Here is a 22,309-nt window from a genome sequence, read left to right on the forward strand (position 1 = left end):
CCGCGCGCGTCAGTCGCAGCGCAGCTCGCCCGAGAGCGTCGCCGCATATTTCGCCGCGTCGTCCTCGGACACATCGAAGCCGTCGTCCGGTGTCCACCCCGCCACCACGGCCACCTCACCCGAGCTCTGCCCCACACGGACCAGACCGTCGGAGATCGTGACGTCGACGTCGTCGGATTGGAACGCGACGAGTCCGACCGAAGCCCCGGCGCCGACCGAACCGCGGGTCGCCCCGTCGGAGGACGTCACGAACGAGAATCGCCCCTGCGGGTCGTTCTTCAGCGAGATGCCCCGCGCGCCACTGTCGTCGCACTCGACGCGATCAGGTTGGAAGACCACCGACTGCGAACCGGAACCGTCGGTGAAGGTGATCGTCAAGGACGACGCTGAGGGCGTCCCCGCGCCAGAGCCGCACCCCGACGCCACGATGGCGATGACCGCGCACGTCGCGACTCCGCCGGCGACCTTCATTCGACGCATCATCGCGCCCACGCGCCCGCACGCCGACGATCGAAGTCTCCGAAGCGTTGAACCGCCCCCGTCGCCCGCGTCGCGGCCGACGCCGCCGCCGCTCGCAGAGCCGTCAGCGATTGGTGCCACTCCCGCTCAGCCGTGCGGAAGGCCTCGCGGGCTTCGCCGTCCCACGCGCGTTCGAGGTTGTCGACCTCCGCCGCCAGAGAGGTCAGGATGCCGTCGATTCTGTCGATGGCCTGCTCGACCAACGCGAGCGAACCCGCAGCGGCCTGTTCGTCAAGGTGCATGGTGTGCACGGACCTCTCCCTCGATCACCGCGGTGACCGACTCGATCAGTTCCGATGGTGCCTCGGCCGGCGGCCGGGCGAACGAAGGCTCTCGCAGCAGAGACGCCAGGGACTCCCGACCCTGCAGAACGTTGCGCATTACCACTGCGCGCGGCTCGTTCGGGTCGACATCCGCGAGCGCCCGCTGCAGGTCTCTCCGCAGCGCCGCCAGGATCGGAGCCGATGACGGAGTGGACGCCAAAGACAACTCGTCGGCCGGCCCGGACGGGTCGGCGCGGAACATCGCGTTGACGTCGTGCAACGAGGGCGCGGATGGGGTCTTCTCTGTCACGGGGTGGCCTCCATCGCAGGCACATGGAGCTGTGTAGTGACGTCCGAGAGGTCCGAGGTGAGATTGTCGAACGCCGTGAGGATGGTGATGAGGTCGTTCAGCTCCTGGAACGAGTCGTTGATCTCCTTGACGAGGGATCCCGCGCGCAACATGGCGATTCCTGCGGTACCCCACCCCGCGATGCCACCGATGACCGTCTCGATCGTCGCCGTGCCGAGACCCGCAGCGACAGCGGCGATCAGGACCGCGTCGAGCAGGCTGTACGCGGCACCGCCGACAGCCTCTGCGGTGCCCTCCACCCCGTCCGCGTAATCGGCGAACGCGTTCCCGGCATCGGTGAATGCGACGTGCGCGTCGGAGAGTACCCCGTTCAGCTTCTCGAAGTAGTCCTTCGCGCTGCTTGCGGCGTATCCCTGCCACGCGATTTCGATGTATGCGGCTGCCGACGCCAGGTGACCTCGCATGTCGTCGACGAGGGCACCCATGCCCCGTACCGTGTCGGCGAACGCGCGCAGGTCGCCCCAGCGGCCGCCGAACTCCTGCAGGATCCGCTCTGGAAGCGACGTCGCTCCCAGCCACCCCAACACGGTATCGATCCACTGAGAGGGACTGAGGAGATCTCCCGGAACCAGATCGACCGTCAGCTCATTGAGGTGGTCGTAGATCGGCCCTTGGTCGCAGAAGAAACCCGCACCTCCCCCGGGCGGACCCCAGACGGGCATGAGATCAGTACTGCGAGGCGTCTCGCCATCCTCTGCGACCTCGGTGGCAGTCGATGTCTGACCGTCGTACACCGACGGTGCGGAGGCATCGATGGCCGCCGCCTCCTCGGCATCGATGGAGCGCCCCTCTTGCGCGACATCACGAAGTTCCGTGGCGACACCCGCGAGGACTTCCTGCAGGTATGAGAACCAGTCGGCCATCGACGCGCGAAGCGTCTCAGCCCTCGTCGCGGCGGCGGCGTACGCAGGATACGCCGCGGTGTTCTGGAGAGGATGATCGACGAGCCAGGAGTAGGCGCTCCCCGCCTGTTGCGCGTACTCATCGAAGGCGCTCGCCTGACGGTCGAGTGCGTCCGGCGCCAACCAGAAGACATCTGCCACGTGTACCCCCCTGCCGTAGACGATAACAACGCGCCGTGCGCGGAGCGTCGGCGCCGACGGCCCTTGACTCTCGGCCTCCCGCTACTGCGCGAGCAGCGTCGGATCCAGCGCCTCCGCGGCCGCCTTCGCCGCGACCGGCAGCGCCTCGAGCACGCGGTCGAGCGCGACCTCGTCGTGGGCGGCGGTGAGGAACCAGGCCTCGAAGACGCTCGGGGGCAGCGAGACACCGGCATCCAGCATCGCGTGGAAGAACGGGGCGTACCGGTAGGACTGCTGAGTGAGGGCCGTGGCGTAGTCGAGGGGCACCTCGGGCAGGAACGCGACACCGAACAGCGAGCCGGCGCGCGGCACGGCGTGCACGACGCCCTCGGCCGTGAGCGCAGCGTCCAGCGCCTCCGACACCTGAGCGGCCGCGGCGTCGACAGCCGCGTACACCTCGGGGGTCGCGAGTCGCAGCGTCGCGAGACCGGCGGCCACCGACAGCGGGTTCCCCGACAGCGTCCCCGCCTGGTACACCGGACCGAGGGGCGCGAGGTGGTCCATGATCTCGGCGCGGCCGGCGAGGGCCGCCAGCGGCATACCGCCGCCGATGACCTTGCCGTAGGTGAGGATGTCGGGCAGGTAGCGCTCGCCCAGCGACGCCTGCAGGCCCCAGAATCCGGCGGGGTGCACGCGGAATCCGGTCAGCACCTCGTCCATGATCAGCAGGGCGCCGTGGCTGTGCGCGATGTCGGCTAGCGCCGCATTGAAGCCGGGGAGCGGCGGAACGACGCCCATGTTCGCGGATGCCGCCTCGACGATGATCGCGGCGATGTTCTCGCCGTGCACCTCGAACACCTCGCGCACGGCGTCGAGGTCGTTGTAGGGCAGCACGAGCGTCTGCGCGGCGATCGGCGCGGGAACACCGGCCGACCCGGGCAGGGCGAGGGTCGCGACCCCCGAACCCGCGGCGGCCAGCAGGCCGTCGGAGTGACCGTGGTAGTGCCCGGCGAACTTGATCAGCAGGTCGCGACCGGTCACGCCGCGCGCGAGACGGATCGCCGTCATCGTCGCCTCGGTGCCGGTCGAGACCAGGCGCACCTTCTCGATCGGCTTCAGGTCGCCGACCTGCACGCGCTGCGCGACGAGATCGGCGAGCTCGACCTCGGCCCCCGTCGGAGCACCGAAAGACAGACCACGGGATGCCGCGGACTGCACCGCCCCGACCACCTCGGGGTGCGCATGGCCGAGCAGGGCCGGACCCCACGAGGCGACGAGGTCGACGTATTCGCGACCCGCGGCATCCGTGATCCGCGGACCCGACGCCGACTGCACGAACCGCGGCGTGCCACCCACGGAGCCGTACGCGCGCACGGGCGAGTTCACGCCGCCCGGGATGACGTCCTTGGCGCGAGCGAACCACTGGTCGTTGAGATCGGTCATGGCATCCATTCTTCCGGGCGCGCGCGGCTATCGGCTCCGCGCAGGTCGGTTTCCCGGCCACTCACCCGCGTGAGTCGCCAAAAATCGTCGCTGTGGAGGCCGTCGAAGCGACACATTTTGGCGACTCACGCCACCGCGCGTCAGCGGGTGGGGCCTCAGAGCTCGGCGCGGAGCCAGCGGGCGGCCTCGACCGCCCAGTAGGTCAGGATCGCGTCGGCGCCGGCGCGACGGACGCCGAGCAGGCTCTCCGTGATCGCGCCGCGGCGGTCGATCCAGCCGTGGGCCGCGGCGGCCTCGACCATCGCGTACTCGCCCGACACCTGGTAAGCCCACACGGGCACGTCGACCGAGGCCTTCACGTCGGCGAGCACGTCGAGATAGGGCAGCGCCGGCTTGACCATGACGACGTCGGCGCCCTCTTCGACGTCGAGCAGCGCTTCGCGCACGCCCTCGCGGCCGTTGCCGGGGTCGAGCTGGTACGAGCGGCGATCGCCCTTCAGCTGCGAGTCGACGGCCTCGCGGAACGGACCGTAGAAAGCCCCGGCGTACTTCGCCGAGTAGGCGAGGATCAGGGTGTCGGTGAAGCCCTCGGCATCGAGCGCCTCGCGCACAGCGCCGACCTGGCCGTCCATCATGCCCGACAGCCCCAGCATCGCCGAGCCCGCACGCGCCTGCGCGAGCCCCATGGCGGTGTAGCGCTCGAGAGTCGCGTCGTTGTCGACGGTCGCGTCGTCGCGCAGCACGCCGCAGTGCCCGTGGTCGGTGAACTCATCGAGGCACAGGTCGGTCTGCACGACCACCGCATCGCCGACCTCGGCCACCACGGCCTCGGTGGCGCGGTTCAGGATGCCGTTCGGGTCGTCGGCCCCGGAGCCCACGGCGTCGCGCACCTCGGGCACGCCGAAGAGCATGACTCCGCCGATGCGCTGCTCGGCGGCCTCGGCCACCGCGCGGCGGAGGGAGTCCATCGAGTGCTGCACGATGCCCGGCATCGAACCGATCGGGCTCGGCTCGGTGATCCCCTCGCGCACGAACATGGGCAGCACGAGCTGCGAGGGCACGAGGTGCGTCTCGCGGGCGAGACGACGGACGGCGGGGGTGCGGCGCAGGCGCCGCGGGCGGTGCTCGGGGAAGCTCATGAGGTCGATTCGTCGGAGTGCAGGGGGAAGCGGGCGACGGCTTCGATGAGGGAGTCGACGGTCTGGGTCTCGGCCACCACGTCGACGCTCAGACCGGCGCGCTTGGCGTCTTTGGCGGTGCGGGGGCCGATGGCGGCAATGACGGTGGATGCCGGGATCTCGGGGAACTGATCGACGACCTGCTCCGCGACCGAGCCACTGGTGACGAGGATGGCGTTGATGCGGCCCGAGGTCACGTCGGCGGCGATCTTCTCGGTCACCGGCACGCCCACCGTGCGGTACGCGACGACGCTGCGCACGTCGTGGCCGGCCTCGATGAGCAGTCGCGTCAGCACCGGCTTGGCGATCTCGCTGCGCAGGGTCAGCACCTTACGCGGCTCGGTCTCGATCGCGATCATCTGCTCGGCCATGCCCTGAGCGGAGTTGTCCCGCTCGGGCACGAGGTCGACGTGGTACCCGACGGCCTGCATCGCGGCCGCGGTCGTCTCGCCGACGACGGCGACCTTCGTCTCGGCGGGGATGACCGCCTTATAGGCGTACAGCACGTCGACCGTCGTGGCGCTCGTGAGCGTCAGCCAATCGAAGGCACCCGCGGCCAGGTCGGCGAGCGCCTGGTCGAGCGTCGCCTGGTCGTTTGTCGGCGCGAAGTTGATCAACGGCGCGATGACGGGCACCGCTCCGAGCTGTCGAAGACTCGCCGCGACGCCGTCGCCCCAGGGGCCCCCTCGGGGGACGAGGACGCGACGACCGGCAAGCGGTTTCGGCACGCTGCCCGTGGAGGGGTTCGGCGTGTGCTGGTGGCCTTCGTTCATGTGGTCGACTCTCGTGGTACCAGGTCGGCCGCCCCGCGTTCGAGCAACCGACGCGCGGCTTCTTGGCCCGCTCGCGTCGCTCGCGCGATCGGTCCCCCGTCGTCGGCAGCATCTGCTCCATTGCCACTGCCCGTAGTGTCCCCACCATACCCCGGGTCGAGACGCACCGTCCGGTCGATGCCGATCCGTTGCGTTCCATCGAGCGCGTAGACCACCGCCCGCAGGCGCAGGTCGCCCTCCGCGAGCGAGGCGTGGGTGCCGACAGGCGCGCTGCACCCGGCATCGAGGGCGGAGAGCACGGTGCGCTCCGCGGTGATGGCCACCCGGGTGCGTTCGTCGTCGAGCTCGGCGAGGGCCGCGAAGATGTCCGGGTCGATGTCGTCGCGCGTCTCCACCGCCAGCGCCCCCTGCCCCGGAGCGGTCGGCCACTCCGCGAGACCGAGCTCCTCGGCGAGGAGTCCGCCCAGATCTCCTCCGAGCCGCGAGATTCCCGCGGCCGCGAGGATCACGGCATCCAATTCTCCCTCGCGCACCCGGGCGAGACGCGAGTCGACGTTGCCGCGGATGTCGCGGATGTCGAGGCGCGGGTTGTGCCGCAGGGCCTGAGCGATACGACGCGGGGAACCGGTGCCGACCCGCGACCCCGGGGCGAGGGACCCCAGGGCGACACCCGCGCGCGTCACGACGACGTCGCGCGCATCTTCACGAGGGGGCGTCGCAGCGATCACCAACCCGTCGGGCTGCTGCGTCGGCAGGTCTTTGAGCGAGTGCACGAGGAAGTCGCAGCGGTCCGCCGCGAGGGCCTCGCGCAGCCCGTTCGCGAAGACTCCGCGCCCGCCCAGCTGCGACAGCGAGGCGCGGTTGACGTCGCCTTCCGAGACGATCGGCACCAGCTCGACGGAACGACCGGATGCCGCGGACACGGCGTCGGCGACCATCTGCGACTGCGTCATCGCCAGGGTGCTGCGGCGAGTGCCGAGGCGCAGAGGCGCACTCACTGAAGGATCTCGGGGATCTCGTCGAGCGTGACCAGACGGCCGGTGTAGAACGGCACCTCTTCGCGCACGTGGCGGCGGGCCTCGGTGTAGCGGAGGTCGCGCATCATGTCGACGAGGTCGGTCAGGACGTCGGCCTCCATGGGCAGGAGCCACTCGTAGTCGCCGAGGGCGAACGACGCGACCGTGTTGGCGATGACGCCCTTGTAGGCCGAGCCCTTCTTGCCGTGCTCGATGAGCATCTCGCGACGCTCGGCCTCGGGCAGGAGGTACCACTCGTAGCTGCGGACGAAGGGGTACAGGCACAACCACTGCTGGGCCTCGATGCCGCGGAGGAAGCCGGGCACGTGCGAGCGGTTGAACTCCGCGTCGCGGTGCACGCCCATGGCGTTCCACGTGGGCAGGAGATTCTTCAGCAGGTCGGTGCGACGCAGGCGTCGCAGGTCGCGCTGAAGGGCCTGGGGGTCTTCGCCGTGGAGCCAGACCATGAGGTCGGCGTCGGCGCGCAGACCACTGACGTCGTAGAAGCCGCGGACGGTGACTCCGTCGGCCTCGACGAGCGAGACGAGGTCGGCGAGTTCGGTCGCGTCGGCGGCGGTGACCGGGTTCTCGGGATCGCGGCGGAAAACCGCCCACAGCGTGTACACGGAGGAGGAGCTGTCGTCGGACATGCTTCCAGTCTCGTCCGGTCGGGGCGGCGGTCCAAACCGGTTGACTCGCCGCCGAACCACCGACAGGTGCGCCGGCGGCATCGGCGACGCCACGGCCACCGCCCGGTGCGTCCGCGACACCGCGACCACCGGCCGGCCCGCGGACGACGAAGCGGCCCGACCCCCGAAGGAGGCGGGCCGCTTCGCGGAGTCTCAGCGCGTGTAGGCGCGGACGATGCCCCAGACGGCGAGACCGACGAGCGCGGCGACGCCGGCGACCGCAGCCGCGGCTGCCCCGGGGTTCTGCTGCGCCTTCTCGCGCACCTCGCCGACGGTCCGGTCGATGGCCTCGCTGACGCGACGCGGGGCGTTGGCCTTCACCTCGATGGCCGCCAGCGCCGCCTTGAGCTCGGCGCGCGCCGACTGCACCGGGTCGGTGATCCCCAGGGGAACCGCGGTGCGGGGGACGGGGACGGGGCGATCAATACTCATCGCGGGCCTCCTTCACGATGCGGACGTCTTCGGAGATGGCCTTGCCCGGGTTCTCGCGGTTCGAGAGCTTCTTGAAACGCAGGTACCCCAGCAGGGCCAGGATCGCGGTGATGACGATCATCACGCCGAACACGACGAGCGCGGACAGCCACACGGGCCACCACGACGAGAGCCCCGCGATCACGAAGGCGAAGAAGACGGGGATGGCCCAGAACAAGACGATCAGGGCACCGACGAACCACCCGGCGCCGATCCCGGCGTCCTTGGCGGTGCGCTGCGCCCACGCCTTCGCGCCGTTGATCTCGGCGACGACGAGGTTGCGCACCAGCTCGGGGATGTCGCCGATGAGGGTGAACAGGCTGTCGTCGGAACGATCGCGGAATCCGCGCGGAGTGGTCATGCGTCAGCTCCCGGACGAGGTGGAGCCGCTCTTGGCCGCACGCGCCCGCGTGGTGGCCGACTTCTCCGCCTGCTTGGCGTCGTCGACGGAGTCCTCGACGACGTCGGCGACCTCGTGGGCCGACTGCCTGGCGGCACGTCCGGCGCGCTCGGCGCGCTCCTGCACGGTGCCCGAGCCGCTCGCGGCACCGGTGACCGACTTCGCGCCCTTCCACACCACGCCGGGAACGGACTTCAGGGCCGAGACACCGAAGGCCTTGACCTTCTCGACCTGTCCCTGGACGACGGGCTGGTCCCAGACCTTCGCGGCCTGAGTCCTGATCTGCTCGTACCGGTCGCGGCCTGCCCGTGCGCCGAGCACGTAGCCCGCCACGAGTCCGACGACGAGTGCTGCTTTGCCCCTCATGGGGTCTCCTCACGCTCGAACGAGTGCTGGTCGAGTCTCACAGTAGTCATGTATGCCGCGCTCGGCATCCACCCTTGACAGCCGGGCGGACTTGGTCGAGAGAGTGCGAGGTCAGCTCGTCCAGAGGGCGTCGCTGCGCACGCGATCGGCCTCATCGCGGGCGTCGGGGATGACCTGGGCGAGGCCCGTGCCCGAGATCCACGCGCCGGTCGCCCCGAGGCCCGGAACCGCGCGTACGGCACCGCGCGCGGCGGCGGTCTCGGCCGCCCGCCCGATGGTCGCCGCGGGCTGCGACTGCACGTATCGCACGCGATGCGCGTCCCGGAGGGCGGATGCCGACAGCTCGACGCCGAGCATCGCGGAGGCCTCCGAGAGGGCCAGGGCTGCCGCCGCATCGTCGTCGAGAGCGGCGGTCGCGGGCTCTTCGCCCTGAGCACCGAACGAGACGCGCACCACGTGGACGCCGGGCTCGGCGGCATCCCGAACCCAGTCCCATTTCGCGGTGGAGTGCGTGAGGGCCTTCGCGACGTGACTGCCGGGAACGGTGAGGACGCCGGTTCCGCGCGGAGCCCGGTCGAGAGCGGGGGCGTGCACCACGAGGGTCACGACCTCGACGACCGGGGCGACCGGATCGCCCACCTCGAGGCCGGGGACCACGGGCGCGAGCAGTTCGCGGGCAGGCCCCTCGGGCAGGGCGACGATGACGGCGCGCGCCGCGAGCGGTTCGTCGTCGACCGACGTGGTCACCGTCCAGCCGTCGTCGGTCTTCTCGAGAGCCCGGGCGGCGACGCCCGTGCGCACCTCCACGCCGCTCTCGACCAGGGCGGCGACGAGAGCGTCGACGAGGCGGGACATCCCGCCGGCGATGCCCTCGACCGCGCCCCCGGGGGCGGGAGTCTTCGAGGCCCCGCCGGACACGACGGGAATGTCCGATGCGGGAGCGTCTGCGGGGCGCGCAGCCGCGCGGCTCGCACGCAGATCGGCGACGGCGCCCGTGAGCGAGCCCGTCCGTGTCAGAGCCGCGTTCAGACCGGGAGCCGCGAGGTCGATGTCGATGTCGTCGGGGCGGGCCGAGTAGACCCCGCTCGTGACCGGTGCGACCAGCCTGTCGAGCACACGCGCGCCCAGCCGCGACCGCACGAGCTTTCCGAGGCTGTGCGCGTGCCCGATCGTGAGCGGCGGCCGGAGGCGGTCCAGGTACGCGCGCCACGCCCCCGACCAGCCGATGACACGTCGCACGTCGGGGGCGAAGGGATTGTCCGGGATGCCGAGAACCCCGCCCTTCGGCAGCGGCGCCGCCCCGACTCCCGGCACACCCGCGACCCACGCCCCGGCCGGGTTGGGAGAGACGATGTCGTCGGCGAGACCGAGCTCGTCGAGGAGTCTGCGCACGATTCCGCCGCGCGTCGCGAAGCTCTCGGCGCCGACGTCGAGGGTCATCCCGCCGACCTCGGCGGTCCGCAGAACCCCGCCGAACACCTCGGAGGCCTCGAGGACCGTGACCTTCAGGCCGACCTTGGCGCATTCGCGCGCCGCGACCAAACCCGAGATCCCGCCGCCGACGACGATCACCCGCGTCTCGTGCGCGTGACGCACGAGACGATCGAGAGGCTCGCTCACGCGTCCTCCCCATGAGCGCGGGCGACGATGCGGGTCAGCACATCGGGATCGGTGTCGGGCGGCACGCCGTGCCCGAGGTTGAGGATGTGCGCGCGGGCCGCGCGACCGCGGGCGAGGACGTCGTCGACGTGCGCGGCCAGGACCGGCCACGGAGCGCCCAGCAGTGCCGGGTCGAGGTTTCCCTGCAGCGTCACGTCGGGGCCCACGATCGCCGCGGCCTCGTCGAGCGGCATGCGCCAGTCGACCCCCACCGCGTCGGCGAGACCGCCCAGGCGCATGTCGTCGAGGAAGGCCCCCGTGCCCACGCCGAAGTGGATGCGGGGGACCTCGATCCCCTCGAGTGCGGCGTGAGAATGCGGGGCGATGAACTCGCGGAACGTGGCGGGCGAGAGCGACCCCGCCCACGAGTCGAAGAGCTGCACGGCCTGGGCACCGCCGTCGATCTGCGCGTCGAGGAACGCGCGCGAGACCTTCGACAGCCACCCGGCCAGACGGTGCCAGGACTCCGGGTCGGCGTGCATCATGCCGCGCGCGCGCAGGTGCTCCTTGCTCGGCCCGCCCTCGACCAGGTAGGCGGCGAGAGTGAAGGGCGCCCCGGCGAAGCCGATGAGGGGAACGGCCTCGTCGAGCTCGGCGGTCACGCGGCGGGCGGCCTCGCGCACGGGCTCGGCCGCCGCGGCGACGTCGTCGGGGTCGATCGCGGTGATCCGCGCCACGTCGTCGGCGGTGCGGACGGGGTCGGCGAAGACCGGGCCACGGCCGGGCTCGATCACGACGCCGACGCCTGCCAGACGCAGCGGCACGACGATGTCGCTGAAGAAGATCGCGGCGTCCACCTTGTGACGGTGGATCGGCTGGAGGGTGATCTCCGCCGCGAGGTCGGGGGTCAGGCACGCGTCGAGCATGCGCGTGCCCACGCGCAACTCCCGGTACTCGGGCAGGGAGCGCCCGGCCTGCCGCATGAACCACACCGGCTGCCGCTCGGGACGATCGCCACGGAGGGCACGGAGCAGGGGCGCGTCGAGGGAGGCCATGGCATCCATCCTCCCACCCGCCCCGCGGGAGCACGTGGGATGCCTTGACGTCGAGAGGCCACCCGGAATACCCCGAGGAAGCCGGGCGTAGAATATGGACGTGCTGCTGTGCGTCAGCGCGAGTCACAAGACCGCGTCCTTCGATCTCCTCGAGCGGCTCAGCGTACCCGCGACACCCGTCGCCCCTCTGATCGCCGAGCACGACGAGTGCGTCCAGGGCGCCGTCGTGGTGGCGACCTGCAACCGCTTCGAGGCCTACGTCGACATGGACGAGCCCGTCACGGCGGCCGTCGCCCTCGGCATCGAGGCCACCCTCGCGGCCATCGAATCCGCGACCGGCGTCCCGGCCAGCGAGCTCGAGGGCTCGTACACCGTCCTCGGCGGCAGCGACGTGGCCGAGCACCTCTTCTCGGTGGCATCCGGTCTCGAATCCGTCGTCGTCGGTGAGGGCGAGATCGCCGGTCAGGTGCGCCGCGCGCTCAACGAGTCGCGCCAGCTCGGCACCACCTCCGCCGAACTCGAGCGCCTGTTCCAGCGGGCCTCCGAAGCGCAGCGCGGCGTCAAGAACTCCACCGCGATCGGCCGCGCCGGACGCTCCCTCGTGCGCCTCGGCCTCGAGCTCGCCGACAGCCGCATCGCGGACTGGTCGACCCAGCGGGTGCTGCTCGTCGGCACGGGCGCCTACGCCGCCGCCACGGTCGCGGCCCTCCGCGACCAGGGCGCCGAAGACATCTCGGTGTACTCGCCCTCGGGCCGGGCCGCGAAGTTCTCGGCCAAGCACGGTCTGCGCGCGATCTCGGCCGAGACCTTCCCGAGCGTCGTCGCCCACTCCGACCTCGTGATCACCTGCACCACCAGCGAGAACCACGTCCTCAGCGCGGCGACCTTCGCCGCGGGTCGCGGAGCGTTCGAGGCCGCCGTCGACGGGGCCGCGGGCGTCTGCCCCGTCGACCACACCGCGCGTCGCCTCGTGATCGACCTGGGCCTGCCCCGCAACGTCGACCCCGACGTCGCCACGGTTCCCGGCATCGACCTGCTCGACCTCGAGACCATCCGCCTGCACGCCCCGCTCGAAGAGCTCCAGGCCACCGACGCCGCGCGCGACCTCGTGCGCGACGCCGCCCGCCGCTTCGCCTCGGTCGGCGAGCGCAAGAACATCACCCCCGCCGTCGTGGCCCTGCGCGCGCACGTCTTCGGCGTGCTCGACGCCGAGGTCGCCCGCGTGCGCGCCCGCGGCGACGAGGGCGGTCAGACCGAGCAGGCACTCCGCCACCTCGTCGGCGTGCTGCTGCACACCCCGACCACCCGCGCCCACGAGCTCGCCGAGACCGGCCGCGCCGACGAGTACATCGACGCCCTGTCGGCTCTCTTCGGCATCGAGGTCGCCGATCCCGCGGCCTCCGCCCCGGCGCGTCGCGACATCGCCGACGCGGGCTGACTCCCCGCCTGATCCCGGGTCCTCGGGCAGGATGGATGCCGTGAGCACACCGGCATCCGAGGTCTATGTCGTCGCGGGAGAACCCCGCCGGGGCAACGCACTGCGCTGGGTGGCGACGTTCGCCCTGGGCCTGCTGCACATCGAGGACGACGCTCCCTCGGTGAGCGAGACCGTCATCCGTCGCGTCGACGGCTCGCTCGTGAAGCGGCTGAAGCCCGGAAGCGTCGCGCACTTCGAGGTGCAGATCAGCGAGGCGACGGAGGATCTGCTCGAGATGGATGCCGTGCCGTTCGCTCGGAAGTGGATCGCCGACCCGGCTTGAGGGCTGCGCCTGCGGGTGTTCGCGGGAGAATGAGCGTATGAGCCTGCGCATCACCGACGACCCCGCCGCGGACGAGCTGCTGTCGAGCAACCCGCTCGCCCTGCTGATCGGCATGCTGCTCGACCAGCAGGTCGCCATGGAGACGGCGTTCGCCGGCCCGCTGAAGATCCAGGAGCGCACCGGATCGATGGATGCCGGCGCGATCGCGCACCAGGACCCCGACGCGTTCGCCGCCGCGTTCTCGCAGTCGCCCGCCGTCCACCGCTACCCGGGATCGATGGCGGGGCGCGTGCAGGCGCTCTGCGCGGCGATCGAGGAGGACTGGGACGGCAAGGCCGAGAGTCTCTGGACGCGCGACGCCCCCGATGGCAAGACCGTGCTCAGGCGCCTGAAGGCGCTGCCGGGTTTCGGCGAGCAGAAGGCGAAGATCTTCCTCGCGCTGCTCGGCAAGCAACGCGGCTTCGACGGCGCCGGCTGGCGGGAGGCCTCGGCCCCCTACGGCGAAGAGGGCTCGTTCCGCTCCGTGGCCGACATCGTGAGCCCGGAGTCGCTCACCAAGGTGCGCGAGCACAAGCGCGCCGCGAAGGCCGCCGCGAAGGAAGCGAAGGCGAAGTAGGAACTCGCCCCCTCACCGAAGAGATCTGATCGCGAGGGCCACCGCCCGCACCTCGCGGATGCGGCGCTCGTACGTCGCCGCGATCACGATGAGGAGCACGCCGGCGATGCCGAGCCACAGCCACCAGAGGCCGGACGCGCTCTCGTAGAGCGACGCGATCCACGGCCAGAGCTGGGCGACGGCGTGGACGATCAGCACGATCCCGCCGAGCAGAACCGGGGCCTGCCAACGGAACCGCGCGCCGACCAGCAGCGTCACCAGAGCGACGACGCCGAGCGCGAGGACGCGCCACAGCGCGTTGCCGCTCGAGAAGTCGAACAGCAGCGAGGGGATGAGCAGGAGCGCCAGGCCGATCCCGAGCGCCGGCCACGTCCGCACCTCGGGACGCTGACGGAGGGTCCGGATGCCGTGGATCAAGAGCGCCACGGCGAGGGGAGTCGTGGCCGCCTCGACGGGATCGGCGCTGCCGAGAACGATCGCCACGAGGCCGAGGACGGCCGACAGACCGATCGCGGTCCACCGCACCGCCGCACCCTGCCACCACAGCCCGAGGGCGAGGACGGCGACGAGCGTCACGATCACACGCAGCGGGCCCTCGCCCGTGGCCGAGAGCCGGGCAGCGGTGAGGACCACCGCGACCGCGGGAGCGGCGATCGCGAGCGCCTGCGACACCCCGGGCAGGACGTCCGCGCGCCGACGGTGGAGGAGAACGCCGACGACCACCAGAGGAACGGTCGCGGCGACGAGCCACACGTCGAACAGGGCGGTCACGAGCTCGTGCAGGGCGCGCAGCGACGCGGCCACGATCAGGCCGAGCGAGGCGACGCCGATCACCGGGGTCGCCAGCGGGGCGAGCGCGCCGCGAAGCAGAACAGCCCCGACCACCAGCACGGCGATCGCCGCCACCGTCACGCCGATCGCGCGCACCGGCGACGCGTCGGCGAGCGCCGCGGAGGGCAGGAGCCCGACCGCCGCACCGCCGACGGCGAACAGCGCCGAGGCCGGGACGACCGGGCGGCGGCGATCGAGGAGGGCGGCGGCGATCCACACGAGCGCGAGAGGCACGGTGGCCCACTCGATCGGGCGGATATCTGCCCCCACGCCGATGAGGGCGACGAGCCCCGCTCCGCAGTGCGCGGTGATCGCGAGCGGCATCCCCCCGAGCCGGTGACGCACGCGCAGGGCGGCGACGCCGACGGCACCGAGCACCGCGACGGCGATCACCATGCGCCCGATCGGTCCGCCGTCGACGGCGACCAGCACGGCCGATCCGAGCGCGAGCAGTACGGCGGCGCCGACCAGAGCGTTGCGCCCGGACGACGCCGCCCACGGGGCCGGGCGTCGCGCGACGCCCACGGCGGCAGCGCCGATCGCCACGACCGACACCACGACGACGAGATCCGCGATGCCGATGCCACCCCGCTCGACGGAGGGGAGGAGCTGCGCGACCGTGACCAGCACGAGCGAGAGCGCTCCCGCGGCTCCCACCGCGACGGGGAGTTCGTCGGGGGTCCGTGGAGGACGCACCCAGGCCCCGACCACCAGAACCGCGGCCGAGAGGAGCGCGACCGCCAGCACGTGGACGAGGTCTCCCGGGGCCGAGAGGGCGCTGGGAGCGAGCGCGACGGTGGTCCCCGCGGCGGCGATCACCGCTGGGACGACCGCGGAACGGTTCTCTCCCACCCGTCGCGCCCGCTCGTGGCCGGCCGCGATGCCGAGCACCGCGATACCGACCGGCACGGTGAAGAGCTCGACCGTCTCGGTCTGCTGCCAGAGCAGCCGCGTCCACAGCGCGAGGGTGCCCAGGACGAGCGCGAGCCAGATGAGGTGTCGGCGGGGCCCGCGAGAGCGGAAGAGACCGTCGCCGTCGGTCGCCCACAGCACAGCGGCCACCGCCGCGAGCAGCAGCGGAAGCCACCGGACTCCCTGCGAGGGAACGACGACGATCGACAGAGCGGCCACGAGCGCGGCCCCCACGTCCAGGCAGGCGCGGGTGGACGGGTCGGTGCGGAGCAGGCGCAGGCCCGCCGCGGCGCTGGCGACGGCGATCGCCGCGTAGACGATCGCCGGCACCAGCGGCAGCGGGTCGATCAGCCGGAGCGCGGAACCGGCCGCGCCCGCGACGAGCAGGGGCGTCATGACCGCCGCGAAGGGCCGCGCGACGCGCCATGGCAGGTAGGGCGTCGTGAGGACGGCCGCCGACGCGACCGCGGCGACCAGCGCCGACACGAGCATCCACACGTCGGTCGCGGTGCCCGCGCGGAACCACAGCGCGGGGGCGGCGACCATCACGATGACCGCCAGAGAGGTGACCATGCCGGCGCTTCGTTGCGCGACATCGAGACCCCACCGCCGGAAGAGCGGGGCGACGAGAGCGACGAGACAGAGGGATGCCATCGCGAAAGGAACCGTCGTCGGGGTGGCCCCGTCGACGACGAGGTCGGCTCCGGCGCGCAACGCCCCGGGAACGAGGACGGCGCTCCCCGTCAGGAACAGGACGACCGCAATCGCGGACGGCACCCGGATACTCGGATGCGCTCCGGCCACCGCGGCGAGCACGGCCGCGACCACGACGCTGCACAGCCCCCAGGCGAGCGGAGAGGAGAACGACGACACCCACCCTGCGCCGAGGGCGAGGAAACCCCCGACCGCGGCGAGGGCGATGTCGCCGCGACGGCGGCGGAGGACGACGACGGCGACCACGGCGAGCGCCAGGTACCAGGCGACCACGAGGATCAGGACGCGCAGCTGGGGTCCTGCGAGCAGGGCGACGGCCGCCCCGGCGATCAGCGCGGGGGTCCGGCGCTGCGCCCACGATCCCGACAGACGCCAGACCACGGCGGCGAGCACGACGATGGCCGCGAGGGCGATCACGGCCGCCGTGCTGACGGCATCCGGGGCATCGAGATCGAGGGCGGAGCGCCCGAAGACCACGATCGACCGACCCAGGACGGTGCCGACGGTATCCATCGCGCCGACCAGGGGCAGGATCGCGGCGACAGCGGCGGCGATCGCCGCAGCCAGCGAAGCGACGACGACGGTCGTCCGCCCGAGGCCCGGAGTCGCGCGACGCGCGGCGACGTCGAGCCCCAACGCGACGGCCGAGGCGACGAGCACCGGGACGGTGACGGACAGGGTCGCGTCGGCCGCACGGATGACCGTGCCCGCGATCCCCAGCCCGAGGACGACGACCGCTGCCACCGCGGCCGTCGGCGCCAGGCGCGCGGCACCTCGGCGCGCGAACGACCGGGCGTGCAGAGCGAGACCGAGGGAAAGCGCCGCGCCGAGGACCACGGGGGTCGCCGTGCTGCGCGGGTCGACGATCAGGGCGGAGGTCATCGCGACGACCGCACCGACGGCGGCGAGAGCCCGGACGACCGCGATCTCGATCGTCAACGCCGGGCGCGGCGCCCGGGCGAGGAGCGGTGCGAAGGGTGCCGCGAGGGCCAGGAGCAGCAGGACGAGCCCCCACGCGTACCACCCGAGGGCCGCATCCCGCGTGAAGAGACCGGCGACCAGCATCGCGGGCCCGACCGCGAGAGCCGCGACAGCGACCGAGAGCGGGGCGCGCAGGCGCGATAGACGCGACCAGCCCACGAACGCGGCACCCGCGGCCACCGTCGTCGCGCCCCAGTACACGCTCGGTTCGAGGCTCGCCGCCCCGCCCAGGTCGTTGGCTCGGACGGCCCAGACGTCGAGGGCCACGAAAGCGATCCCGAGCAGCGCGATGCCCTCGGAGGTGGCACCGAGGCCCCGACGGCGCAGGAGCGAGGCGGTGGCGATGATCGCCGCCGTGACGAGTCCGATGATGACGGAGCGCAGGACGAACCCGCCACTGATCCACGCGACGGTGAGGAAGAAGGCCGCAGCCACGGCGAGAAGCACCACGCCGACCGACAGGAGGAAGACCTGGACGCTCGAACGGCGGGGCGCGGCCGGCCCCGCGGGGACGGGTGCGGCCGGCTCCACCGGAGGATCACCGTCGAACAGCGGCGCAGCCGGGAAGCCTGCGCTCGGCTCGACCAGCGGCCCCGGGGGAATCGTCGGCCCCGACGGCGGTGAGAACGCCACGTCGGCGGCTGCGGCGGGCGCCGACGCCGTCGTCGAGAGCGATGCGGGCTCGGCCGTCACGGAGTCACCCGGGGGCATCGCAACCGGCGACGGAGGCGCGGGGGACGGAAACACCGGGGACGGCCGCACCAGGTGAAGCTCGGACGACGGGGGAGCCGGCATCCGTTCCTCTTCTGCCCGGGCAGCCGCGGTCTCCGCATCGCGGTGCACCCGCATGAGGACGTCGGCGCGCTCGTCGACGAGGGCGATGATCCGCTGCGACAGGTCGAGCACCCGCGCCGTGCGCGCATCGGTCAGGTCGAGCCCGCACGAGGCGCACGGCGACACGGTGATGGGTGCGAAGCACGACGGGCAGCGCGATGTGTCGACGAGCGCCCCCGGCTGCTCGGGCCAGGCGATGCCCGACAGTGCTCCCCCGTGATCGACTTCCGTCATCGTGCCCCCTCGGCGTCGGTCGTCGACCCAGGCTAGCGAAGTCCGGCCGCCCCACCGGGGTCATGCACAGCGGCGGTTCCTCCCCAGCCCGGGGTCACCGCCGTCACTCGCGCGGGAGCGCGGCGACCGCCTCCTCGGCGAAGACCGTCTCCCCGGCCCGCACGGTCCGCACGACGCGGGCAGTCAAAAGCGTCGAGGCCCCGTCGGCGAAGGGGTCGGTGTCGAGGACCGCGAAGTCGGCCGCGAACCCGGGAGCGAGACGCCCGCGCCAGTCGCCGTCCCCCGTCGACGCGGCCGCATCGCGCGTGGCGTGGGCGATGCTGTCGGTCAGGGGCAGCGCGAACTGCGGGTGCACCGCCGCGACGCCCGTGTCGAGAGCCGAGGCGCGGGTCGCCGCGACGTACATGTTGGCGAGGGCGTCGTAGGGGGCGGTCGGCGCGTCGGTCGAGAACGCCAGAAGAGTTCCCGCGCGCTCGTACTCAGGCCACGCGAACGCACGGTCGGCCCGCTCGTCACCGAGCATCGCGGCCCAGTTCGGGTAGATCGCCGGGTCGGCGTGGACCGGCTGCATGGATGCCGTGACTCCGAGCCGCGCCATGCGCTCCGCCGTCCCGGGGGCGGTGTACTCGAGGTGCTCGATGCGGTGGCGACGAGGCAGATCGCCGTTGGCGCGGTAGGCGCGCTCGAGGGCGACGAGCGCCGCGTCGCTCGCGGCGTCGCCGATCGCGTGCATCGCGATCTGAAGCCCCGCGGCGTCGGCAGCGCCCACCACCGGCGCGAGATCGGCGAGCGGCCAGATGGGAGTGGCGTTCGAACCGTCGGCGTACGGGGCGCCCATCGCCGCCGTGCACGCGTCGATCGTGCCGTCGAGGATCAGCTTGATGCCGATCACCCGCACCCACGACGAGCGGGTGCGCTCGACGAGGTCGATCACGCGGTCCAACTGGGCGAGGTTCTTCTCACGGTCACCGGTGTTCTCGACGAGCCAGTGTGCGGCGACGCGGATCGGGAGTCGCCCGCGGTGGCGCGTCACGGCTCGCTCGAAGGCGGCGAGGCCGTGCTCGTTGAAAGCCATGTCGACGACTCCGACGACTCCGGCGCGCACGTACGCGTCGATCACGCGGTCGACGGCCGCGTCGCGCTCGTCGTCTGTCGTGGACGAGTCGCGACGGGCCCACGCGTAGCGGATCGCGGCCGTCTCGAAGAGCATCCCGTTCGGCTCGCCGTCGGCGTCGCGGCCGATCTCGCCGCCGAGCGGGTCGGGGGTGTCGCGGGTGATGCCGAGCTCGGCCAGCGCCGCCGAGTTCACCCAGCAGGAGTGGTAGTCGTTGGCATCCAGGTAGACGGGCACGTCGGAGACGACCGCGTCGATCATGCTCGCGGTCGGCGCCCCGCCCGGAATCGAGTCGAACAGCCACCCGCGCCCCCAGATCGCGGGCGCCTCGGGAGCCGCCTCGCGCGCCTCGCGCAGGAGGACCTGGATCGCCTCGAGCGACCGCGCCTCGGTCAACGGCACCTGGGCGAGGGACGCGCCCATCATCAGCAGGTGCGTGTGCGCGTCGGTGAAGCCCGGGAGCACGACGGCTCCCCCCAGGTCGACCACCTCGTCGGCCGCGGACGCCAGCGCCTCAGACCCGACGGCCGCGATCGTCTCGCCGTCGACGGCGATGGCATCCGTCCACTGCCGTCGCGGATCGGTGTGGGCGGTGAAGATCCGTCCCCCGCGGTAGAGCGTGCGCGTCATGCTGCCTCCTTCGCGGCGCGCTCGAGCCGTCGCGAGAGCACGCCGATGATGCCGGCCGGAACGGCCAGGACGAAGCTCGCGAGGGCGAGCGTGAGGGCGAAGCCCTGGTATCCCAGGAGCCCCACCAGGGATGCACCGATCACGGGCGTGAGCGCCGAACCGACGAGGTAGGTCGCGAGCAGGGGGCCGGACCAGCGTCCGTCGGCGTCGAGAGCCGCGGCCGTGGCGACGAAGTACATGAAGGCGACGGCGTAGATCGTGTTCCACGCGATGAAGACCACGACGAAGAGCGTCGGATCGGTCACGGAGCCTTCGACGATCTTCAGGATGCCGCCGGCCACCAACAGGACGATCAGGGGGATGCCGCGACCCAGGCGATCTCCGACGGCCACGAGCGCGATGGTGCCGAGCAGGCCTCCCGCGGTGGCACCGCTGAGGGCGAGGCTGAGCCCCTCGGGCGTCAGACCGGCGTTGTCGGCGCCCATGACCCCGGCCATGGCCCACAGCGAATCCTCGCTCGCGGCCCACAGGGCGAACACGACGAGGAGCACCAAGCCCGCGACCGTGACCGCGCGCGAGGGCGGCGCGGCGGTGCGGAGCGTGCCGGTGGGCGGGACCTCGATGGGGACGGCCTCGCCGATCGCCGCCGCCGCGTGCACCGTCGCGGCCGGGGCCGTGGGCATCCACGACACCGTGAGCAGGGCGAGGACGCTGAACACCGCCATCGAGCCGAACACGTCGATCGGGGCGAGGCCGATGAGCGGGACGACGGCGAGGATGATCGTGATGAGCCCGCGGTTGGCCAGACCGTTGAGTCCGGCGACGCGGTCGGGGTTGCGGAACGCGGCGAGGGCGGCGCCCGCGGCCGCGACCGCCCCACCGGCGCCGACGCCGCCGAGGAGCAGGCCCGTCACGACGAGCACGGGAACGAGCGCCGCGGCGCCGAAGCCGACGACCGCGAGGATCAGACCGACGCGCGCCACCAGGCGACGGCGCGGTCCCGCGCACGCGGGGGCGACGGCGAGGCCGACGAGGGCGGTGAGCAGCAGGGTCGCCGTGACGATCCAGCTCGCCGTCAGCACGTCGGCGCCGACGCCCGTCTGGACGGCGGCGATCATGTACGGCGACAGGTTGACGCCGAGGTACCCCGCGATGCCGACGAGGAACGTCGACGAGGCGGTGGAGAAGCGGATGGGGAGCCGGGCGGCGCCGACGGACGTCGGGGCGGACTGGACGGAAGCGGACACGGGTACCTCTCGGGGAGCCGGCGTGCGGCGGACACGGGACGGGCCGGGACGCCTCCTCGTCGAGAGCGTCCGGTGGACCCGAGGCTAGGGACCGTGTGTTTCGGTCTCCGTGCCCGTTCTGTTTCCCTGACATTAAACGTTTAAGTCCACCGCGCCGCAAGACCTTTCCGCGGATCGACCGTCACCTCGCGTCGGGTAACGTCACTGCTCGTGACCCCGCGCAAGCCGACGCTCCACGACGTGGCCGCCGGCGCGGGCGTGTCGGTCGCCGCCGCCTCGTTCGCCCTGCGCGGCAAGACCGGGGTCTCCCCCGACACCCGCAACCGCGTCCTCGCCGTCGCGCGCGACCTCGGCTACTCGGTCAACATCCCCGCGCGCAGTCTGCGGACGGCCCGGTCGGGCGCCGTCGGTCTGTCCCTTCCGGCGGGCACGACGCACCTGCCCTATTACACGGACTTCGCCTTCGGCGTCGTCGACGCCGCCGACCGCCGGGGGCTGTCGGTGATCCTCCTCCCCCACCGCGACGCCGCGGACACCTCCGCACCGTCGGCGTTCGTCGACGGCTACGTGATCGTCGACGCGTCCGTCGAGGACCCCGGCATCCGGGCCCTGCTCGACTCGGACCGCCCCGTCGTCAGCGGCGAGCACGTCCTGGGCGGCGCGGGGCGCACCGAGGGCAGCGTCGCGACCGACCACCGCGCGGCGCTCACCCGACTGCTCGCCCATCTCGCCGATCGGGGCGCCGCGCGCATCGCCGCCATCCTGCCGCCCGACGGCACGTCGTGGAGCCGCGAGCTGGCCGAGACCTACGCCGAATGGACCCGCGCGCACGGTCGCGAAGACCTGTCGCGCCGGGTCTCGTTCGTGCCGACCGCCGACGAGATCGGCCGGGCCGTGGCCGAACTCCTGACGCTTCCCGAGGTGGACGCGCTCGTGATCGCCCCGAGCGGTTCCGCCGCGGCGACCCTCGAGGCCGCCGTTCGCGCCGGCCGCCGCGTCGGCGACGACCTCCTCGTCGCGGCGTGCGTCGACGAACCCGCGCACGCCCTCCTGTCGCCGCCGGTCACCTCGATCGACCTCGCCGCGCGCGAGCTCGGGTCGGCCTGTCTGGAACTGCTCGTGGAGGTGTGGGACGCCGACGAGACCCTCGAGACCGTACGCCTGGCCGAACCGCGACTCGTCGTCCGCGCGAGCACCGCGGGGCCCCTCCCCCGCGCGTGAGGCGCCGACGGCGCCCCGAAACGACCGAAGACCGGATGCCACGGCCTCGGG

At 72.4% G+C, this 22,309-nt stretch carries 21 protein-coding genes; 4 read left to right on the forward strand and 17 right to left on the reverse strand.

From position 1 onward, the window contains the following. Nucleotides 1-9: 9 nt before the first annotated feature. From OVA26_RS01100 to hemE, 14 genes are all read right to left on the reverse strand, one after another. Nucleotides 10-471, reverse strand: coding sequence for a hypothetical protein (locus OVA26_RS01100; protein WP_268102587.1), 462 nt, complete (start codon nucleotides 469-471; stop codon nucleotides 10-12). A gap of 8 nt (nucleotides 472-479) precedes the next feature. Next, nucleotides 480-761: a WXG100 family type VII secretion target gene (locus tag OVA26_RS01105; protein WP_268104844.1), complete on the reverse strand. Its 282-nt coding sequence runs from the start codon at nucleotides 759-761 to the stop codon at nucleotides 480-482. Further along, nucleotides 751-1,062: a hypothetical protein gene (locus OVA26_RS01110; RefSeq protein ID WP_268102588.1), complete on the reverse strand. Its 312-nt coding sequence runs from the start codon at nucleotides 1,060-1,062 to the stop codon at nucleotides 751-753. The genes OVA26_RS01105 and OVA26_RS01110 overlap by 11 nt, the downstream gene beginning before the upstream one ends. 26 nt (nucleotides 1,063-1,088) lie before the next feature. Next, a complete protein-coding gene (locus tag OVA26_RS01115; RefSeq protein ID WP_268102589.1) occupies nucleotides 1,089-2,195 on the reverse strand; it encodes a hypothetical protein in 1,107 nt (368 codons plus the stop codon). An 81-nt stretch (nucleotides 2,196-2,276) separates the two neighbouring features. Next, nucleotides 2,277-3,617 (reverse strand): glutamate-1-semialdehyde 2,1-aminomutase, encoded by a 1,341-nt coding sequence (gene hemL, locus OVA26_RS01120; protein WP_268102590.1) that lies wholly within the window; start codon nucleotides 3,615-3,617, stop codon nucleotides 2,277-2,279. A 155-nt stretch (nucleotides 3,618-3,772) separates the two neighbouring features. Next, nucleotides 3,773-4,756, reverse strand: coding sequence for a porphobilinogen synthase (gene hemB / locus OVA26_RS01125; RefSeq protein WP_268102591.1), 984 nt, complete (start codon nucleotides 4,754-4,756; stop codon nucleotides 3,773-3,775). Then, nucleotides 4,753-5,568 (reverse strand): uroporphyrinogen-III synthase, encoded by an 816-nt coding sequence (locus OVA26_RS01130; RefSeq protein ID WP_056224614.1) that lies wholly within the window; start codon nucleotides 5,566-5,568, stop codon nucleotides 4,753-4,755. Before OVA26_RS01130 ends, hemB begins: the two co-directional genes overlap by 4 nt. Continuing rightward, the gene (gene hemC / locus OVA26_RS01135) at nucleotides 5,565-6,566 is read right to left on the reverse strand and encodes a hydroxymethylbilane synthase (protein WP_268102592.1); all 1,002 of its coding nucleotides are present in this window, start codon (nucleotides 6,564-6,566) and stop codon (nucleotides 5,565-5,567) included. Before hemC ends, OVA26_RS01130 begins: the two co-directional genes overlap by 4 nt. Beyond that, nucleotides 6,563-7,234, reverse strand: coding sequence for a hydrogen peroxide-dependent heme synthase (gene hemQ, locus OVA26_RS01140; protein WP_074694663.1), 672 nt, complete (start codon nucleotides 7,232-7,234; stop codon nucleotides 6,563-6,565). The genes hemC and hemQ overlap by 4 nt, the downstream gene beginning before the upstream one ends. Before the next feature lie 192 nt (nucleotides 7,235-7,426). Then, on the reverse strand, nucleotides 7,427-7,705 hold the full coding sequence (locus OVA26_RS01145) for a hypothetical protein (RefSeq protein WP_074694661.1): 279 nt from the start codon (nucleotides 7,703-7,705) through the stop codon (nucleotides 7,427-7,429). Then, nucleotides 7,695-8,105 (reverse strand): phage holin family protein, encoded by a 411-nt coding sequence (locus OVA26_RS01150; RefSeq protein WP_268102593.1) that lies wholly within the window; start codon nucleotides 8,103-8,105, stop codon nucleotides 7,695-7,697. Before OVA26_RS01150 ends, OVA26_RS01145 begins: the two co-directional genes overlap by 11 nt. A gap of 3 nt (nucleotides 8,106-8,108) precedes the next feature. Further along, entirely contained in the window at nucleotides 8,109-8,510 is a 402-nt protein-coding gene (locus OVA26_RS01155) for a hypothetical protein (protein ID WP_268102594.1), read from the reverse strand. A gap of 111 nt (nucleotides 8,511-8,621) precedes the next feature. Further along, complete coding sequence (hemG, locus tag OVA26_RS01160; RefSeq protein WP_268102595.1) at nucleotides 8,622-10,130, reverse strand: protoporphyrinogen oxidase; 1,509 nt, start codon at nucleotides 10,128-10,130, stop codon at nucleotides 8,622-8,624. After that, on the reverse strand, nucleotides 10,127-11,164 hold the full coding sequence (gene hemE / locus OVA26_RS01165) for a uroporphyrinogen decarboxylase (protein WP_268102596.1): 1,038 nt from the start codon (nucleotides 11,162-11,164) through the stop codon (nucleotides 10,127-10,129). Before hemE ends, hemG begins: the two co-directional genes overlap by 4 nt. A gap of 100 nt (nucleotides 11,165-11,264) precedes the next feature. Here hemE and OVA26_RS01170 point away from each other — a divergent pair, with 100 nt between their 5' ends. Genes OVA26_RS01170 through OVA26_RS01180 form a run of 3 tightly spaced genes read left to right on the forward strand, consistent with a single transcriptional unit; the run spans nucleotide 11,265 to nucleotide 13,540 of the window. Next, nucleotides 11,265-12,602 carry a glutamyl-tRNA reductase gene (locus OVA26_RS01170; protein ID WP_268102597.1) on the forward strand — a complete coding sequence of 446 codons (1,338 nt, stop codon included), beginning with the start codon at nucleotides 11,265-11,267 and terminating at the stop codon, nucleotides 12,600-12,602. A gap of 40 nt (nucleotides 12,603-12,642) precedes the next feature. After that, nucleotides 12,643-12,924 carry a hypothetical protein gene (locus tag OVA26_RS01175; protein WP_144784074.1) on the forward strand — a complete coding sequence of 94 codons (282 nt, stop codon included), beginning with the start codon at nucleotides 12,643-12,645 and terminating at the stop codon, nucleotides 12,922-12,924. A gap of 37 nt (nucleotides 12,925-12,961) precedes the next feature. Next, nucleotides 12,962-13,540 (forward strand): HhH-GPD-type base excision DNA repair protein, encoded by a 579-nt coding sequence (locus tag OVA26_RS01180; protein WP_268102598.1) that lies wholly within the window; start codon nucleotides 12,962-12,964, stop codon nucleotides 13,538-13,540. 12 nt (nucleotides 13,541-13,552) lie between these two features. Here OVA26_RS01180 and OVA26_RS01185 read toward each other — a convergent pair whose 3' ends face one another. The 3 genes from OVA26_RS01185 to OVA26_RS01195 all read right to left on the reverse strand — a co-directional run bounded on the left by OVA26_RS01185 (nucleotide 13,553) and on the right by OVA26_RS01195 (nucleotide 21,037). Then, nucleotides 13,553-18,046: an SCO7613 C-terminal domain-containing membrane protein gene (locus OVA26_RS01185; RefSeq protein ID WP_268102599.1), complete on the reverse strand. Its 4,494-nt coding sequence runs from the start codon at nucleotides 18,044-18,046 to the stop codon at nucleotides 13,553-13,555. Nucleotides 18,047-18,149: 103 nt separating this feature from the next. Beyond that, on the reverse strand, nucleotides 18,150-19,790 hold the full coding sequence (locus OVA26_RS01190) for an amidohydrolase (protein ID WP_268102600.1): 1,641 nt from the start codon (nucleotides 19,788-19,790) through the stop codon (nucleotides 18,150-18,152). Beyond that, nucleotides 19,787-21,037, reverse strand: coding sequence for an MFS transporter (locus OVA26_RS01195; RefSeq protein ID WP_268102601.1), 1,251 nt, complete (start codon nucleotides 21,035-21,037; stop codon nucleotides 19,787-19,789). Before OVA26_RS01195 ends, OVA26_RS01190 begins: the two co-directional genes overlap by 4 nt. Nucleotides 21,038-21,247: 210 nt before the next feature. On the opposite strand from OVA26_RS01195, the gene OVA26_RS01200 reads away from it, so the two are divergent. Beyond that, nucleotides 21,248-22,258 (forward strand): LacI family DNA-binding transcriptional regulator, encoded by a 1,011-nt coding sequence (locus OVA26_RS01200; protein WP_268102602.1) that lies wholly within the window; start codon nucleotides 21,248-21,250, stop codon nucleotides 22,256-22,258. The last annotated feature ends 51 nt before the right edge of the window (nucleotides 22,259-22,309 follow it).

Origin of the sequence: Microbacterium sp. SL62, assembly GCF_026672635.1 — a bacterium.
GTDB lineage: Bacteria > Actinomycetota > Actinomycetes > Actinomycetales > Microbacteriaceae > Microbacterium > Microbacterium testaceum_A.

What these genes read in the sequence shown, in the direction of transcription:
- OVA26_RS01100 (WP_268102587.1), bottom strand. Translation starts at nt 471, where the DNA reads ATGAAGGTCGCCGGCGGAGTCGCGACGTGCGCGGTCATCGCCATCGTG.
- OVA26_RS01105 (WP_268104844.1), bottom strand. Translation starts at nt 761, where the DNA reads ATGCACCTTGACGAACAGGCCGCTGCGGGTTCGCTCGCGTTGGTCGAG.
- hemL (WP_268102590.1), bottom strand. Translation starts at nt 3,617, where the DNA reads ATGACCGATCTCAACGACCAGTGGTTCGCTCGCGCCAAGGACGTCATC.
- hemB (WP_268102591.1), bottom strand. Translation starts at nt 4,756, where the DNA reads ATGAGCTTCCCCGAGCACCGCCCGCGGCGCCTGCGCCGCACCCCCGCC.
- OVA26_RS01130 (WP_056224614.1), bottom strand. Translation starts at nt 5,568, where the DNA reads ATGAACGAAGGCCACCAGCACACGCCGAACCCCTCCACGGGCAGCGTG.
- hemQ (WP_074694663.1), bottom strand. Translation starts at nt 7,234, where the DNA reads ATGTCCGACGACAGCTCCTCCTCCGTGTACACGCTGTGGGCGGTTTTC.
- OVA26_RS01145 (WP_074694661.1), bottom strand. Translation starts at nt 7,705, where the DNA reads ATGAGTATTGATCGCCCCGTCCCCGTCCCCCGCACCGCGGTTCCCCTG.
- OVA26_RS01150 (WP_268102593.1), bottom strand. Translation starts at nt 8,105, where the DNA reads ATGACCACTCCGCGCGGATTCCGCGATCGTTCCGACGACAGCCTGTTC.
- OVA26_RS01155 (WP_268102594.1), bottom strand. Translation starts at nt 8,510, where the DNA reads ATGAGGGGCAAAGCAGCACTCGTCGTCGGACTCGTGGCGGGCTACGTG.
- hemE (WP_268102596.1), bottom strand. Translation starts at nt 11,164, where the DNA reads ATGGCCTCCCTCGACGCGCCCCTGCTCCGTGCCCTCCGTGGCGATCGT.
- OVA26_RS01180 (WP_268102598.1), top strand. Translation starts at nt 12,962, where the DNA reads ATGAGCCTGCGCATCACCGACGACCCCGCCGCGGACGAGCTGCTGTCG.
- OVA26_RS01185 (WP_268102599.1), bottom strand. Translation starts at nt 18,046, where the DNA reads ATGACGGAAGTCGATCACGGGGGAGCACTGTCGGGCATCGCCTGGCCC.
- OVA26_RS01190 (WP_268102600.1), bottom strand. Translation starts at nt 19,790, where the DNA reads ATGACGCGCACGCTCTACCGCGGGGGACGGATCTTCACCGCCCACACC.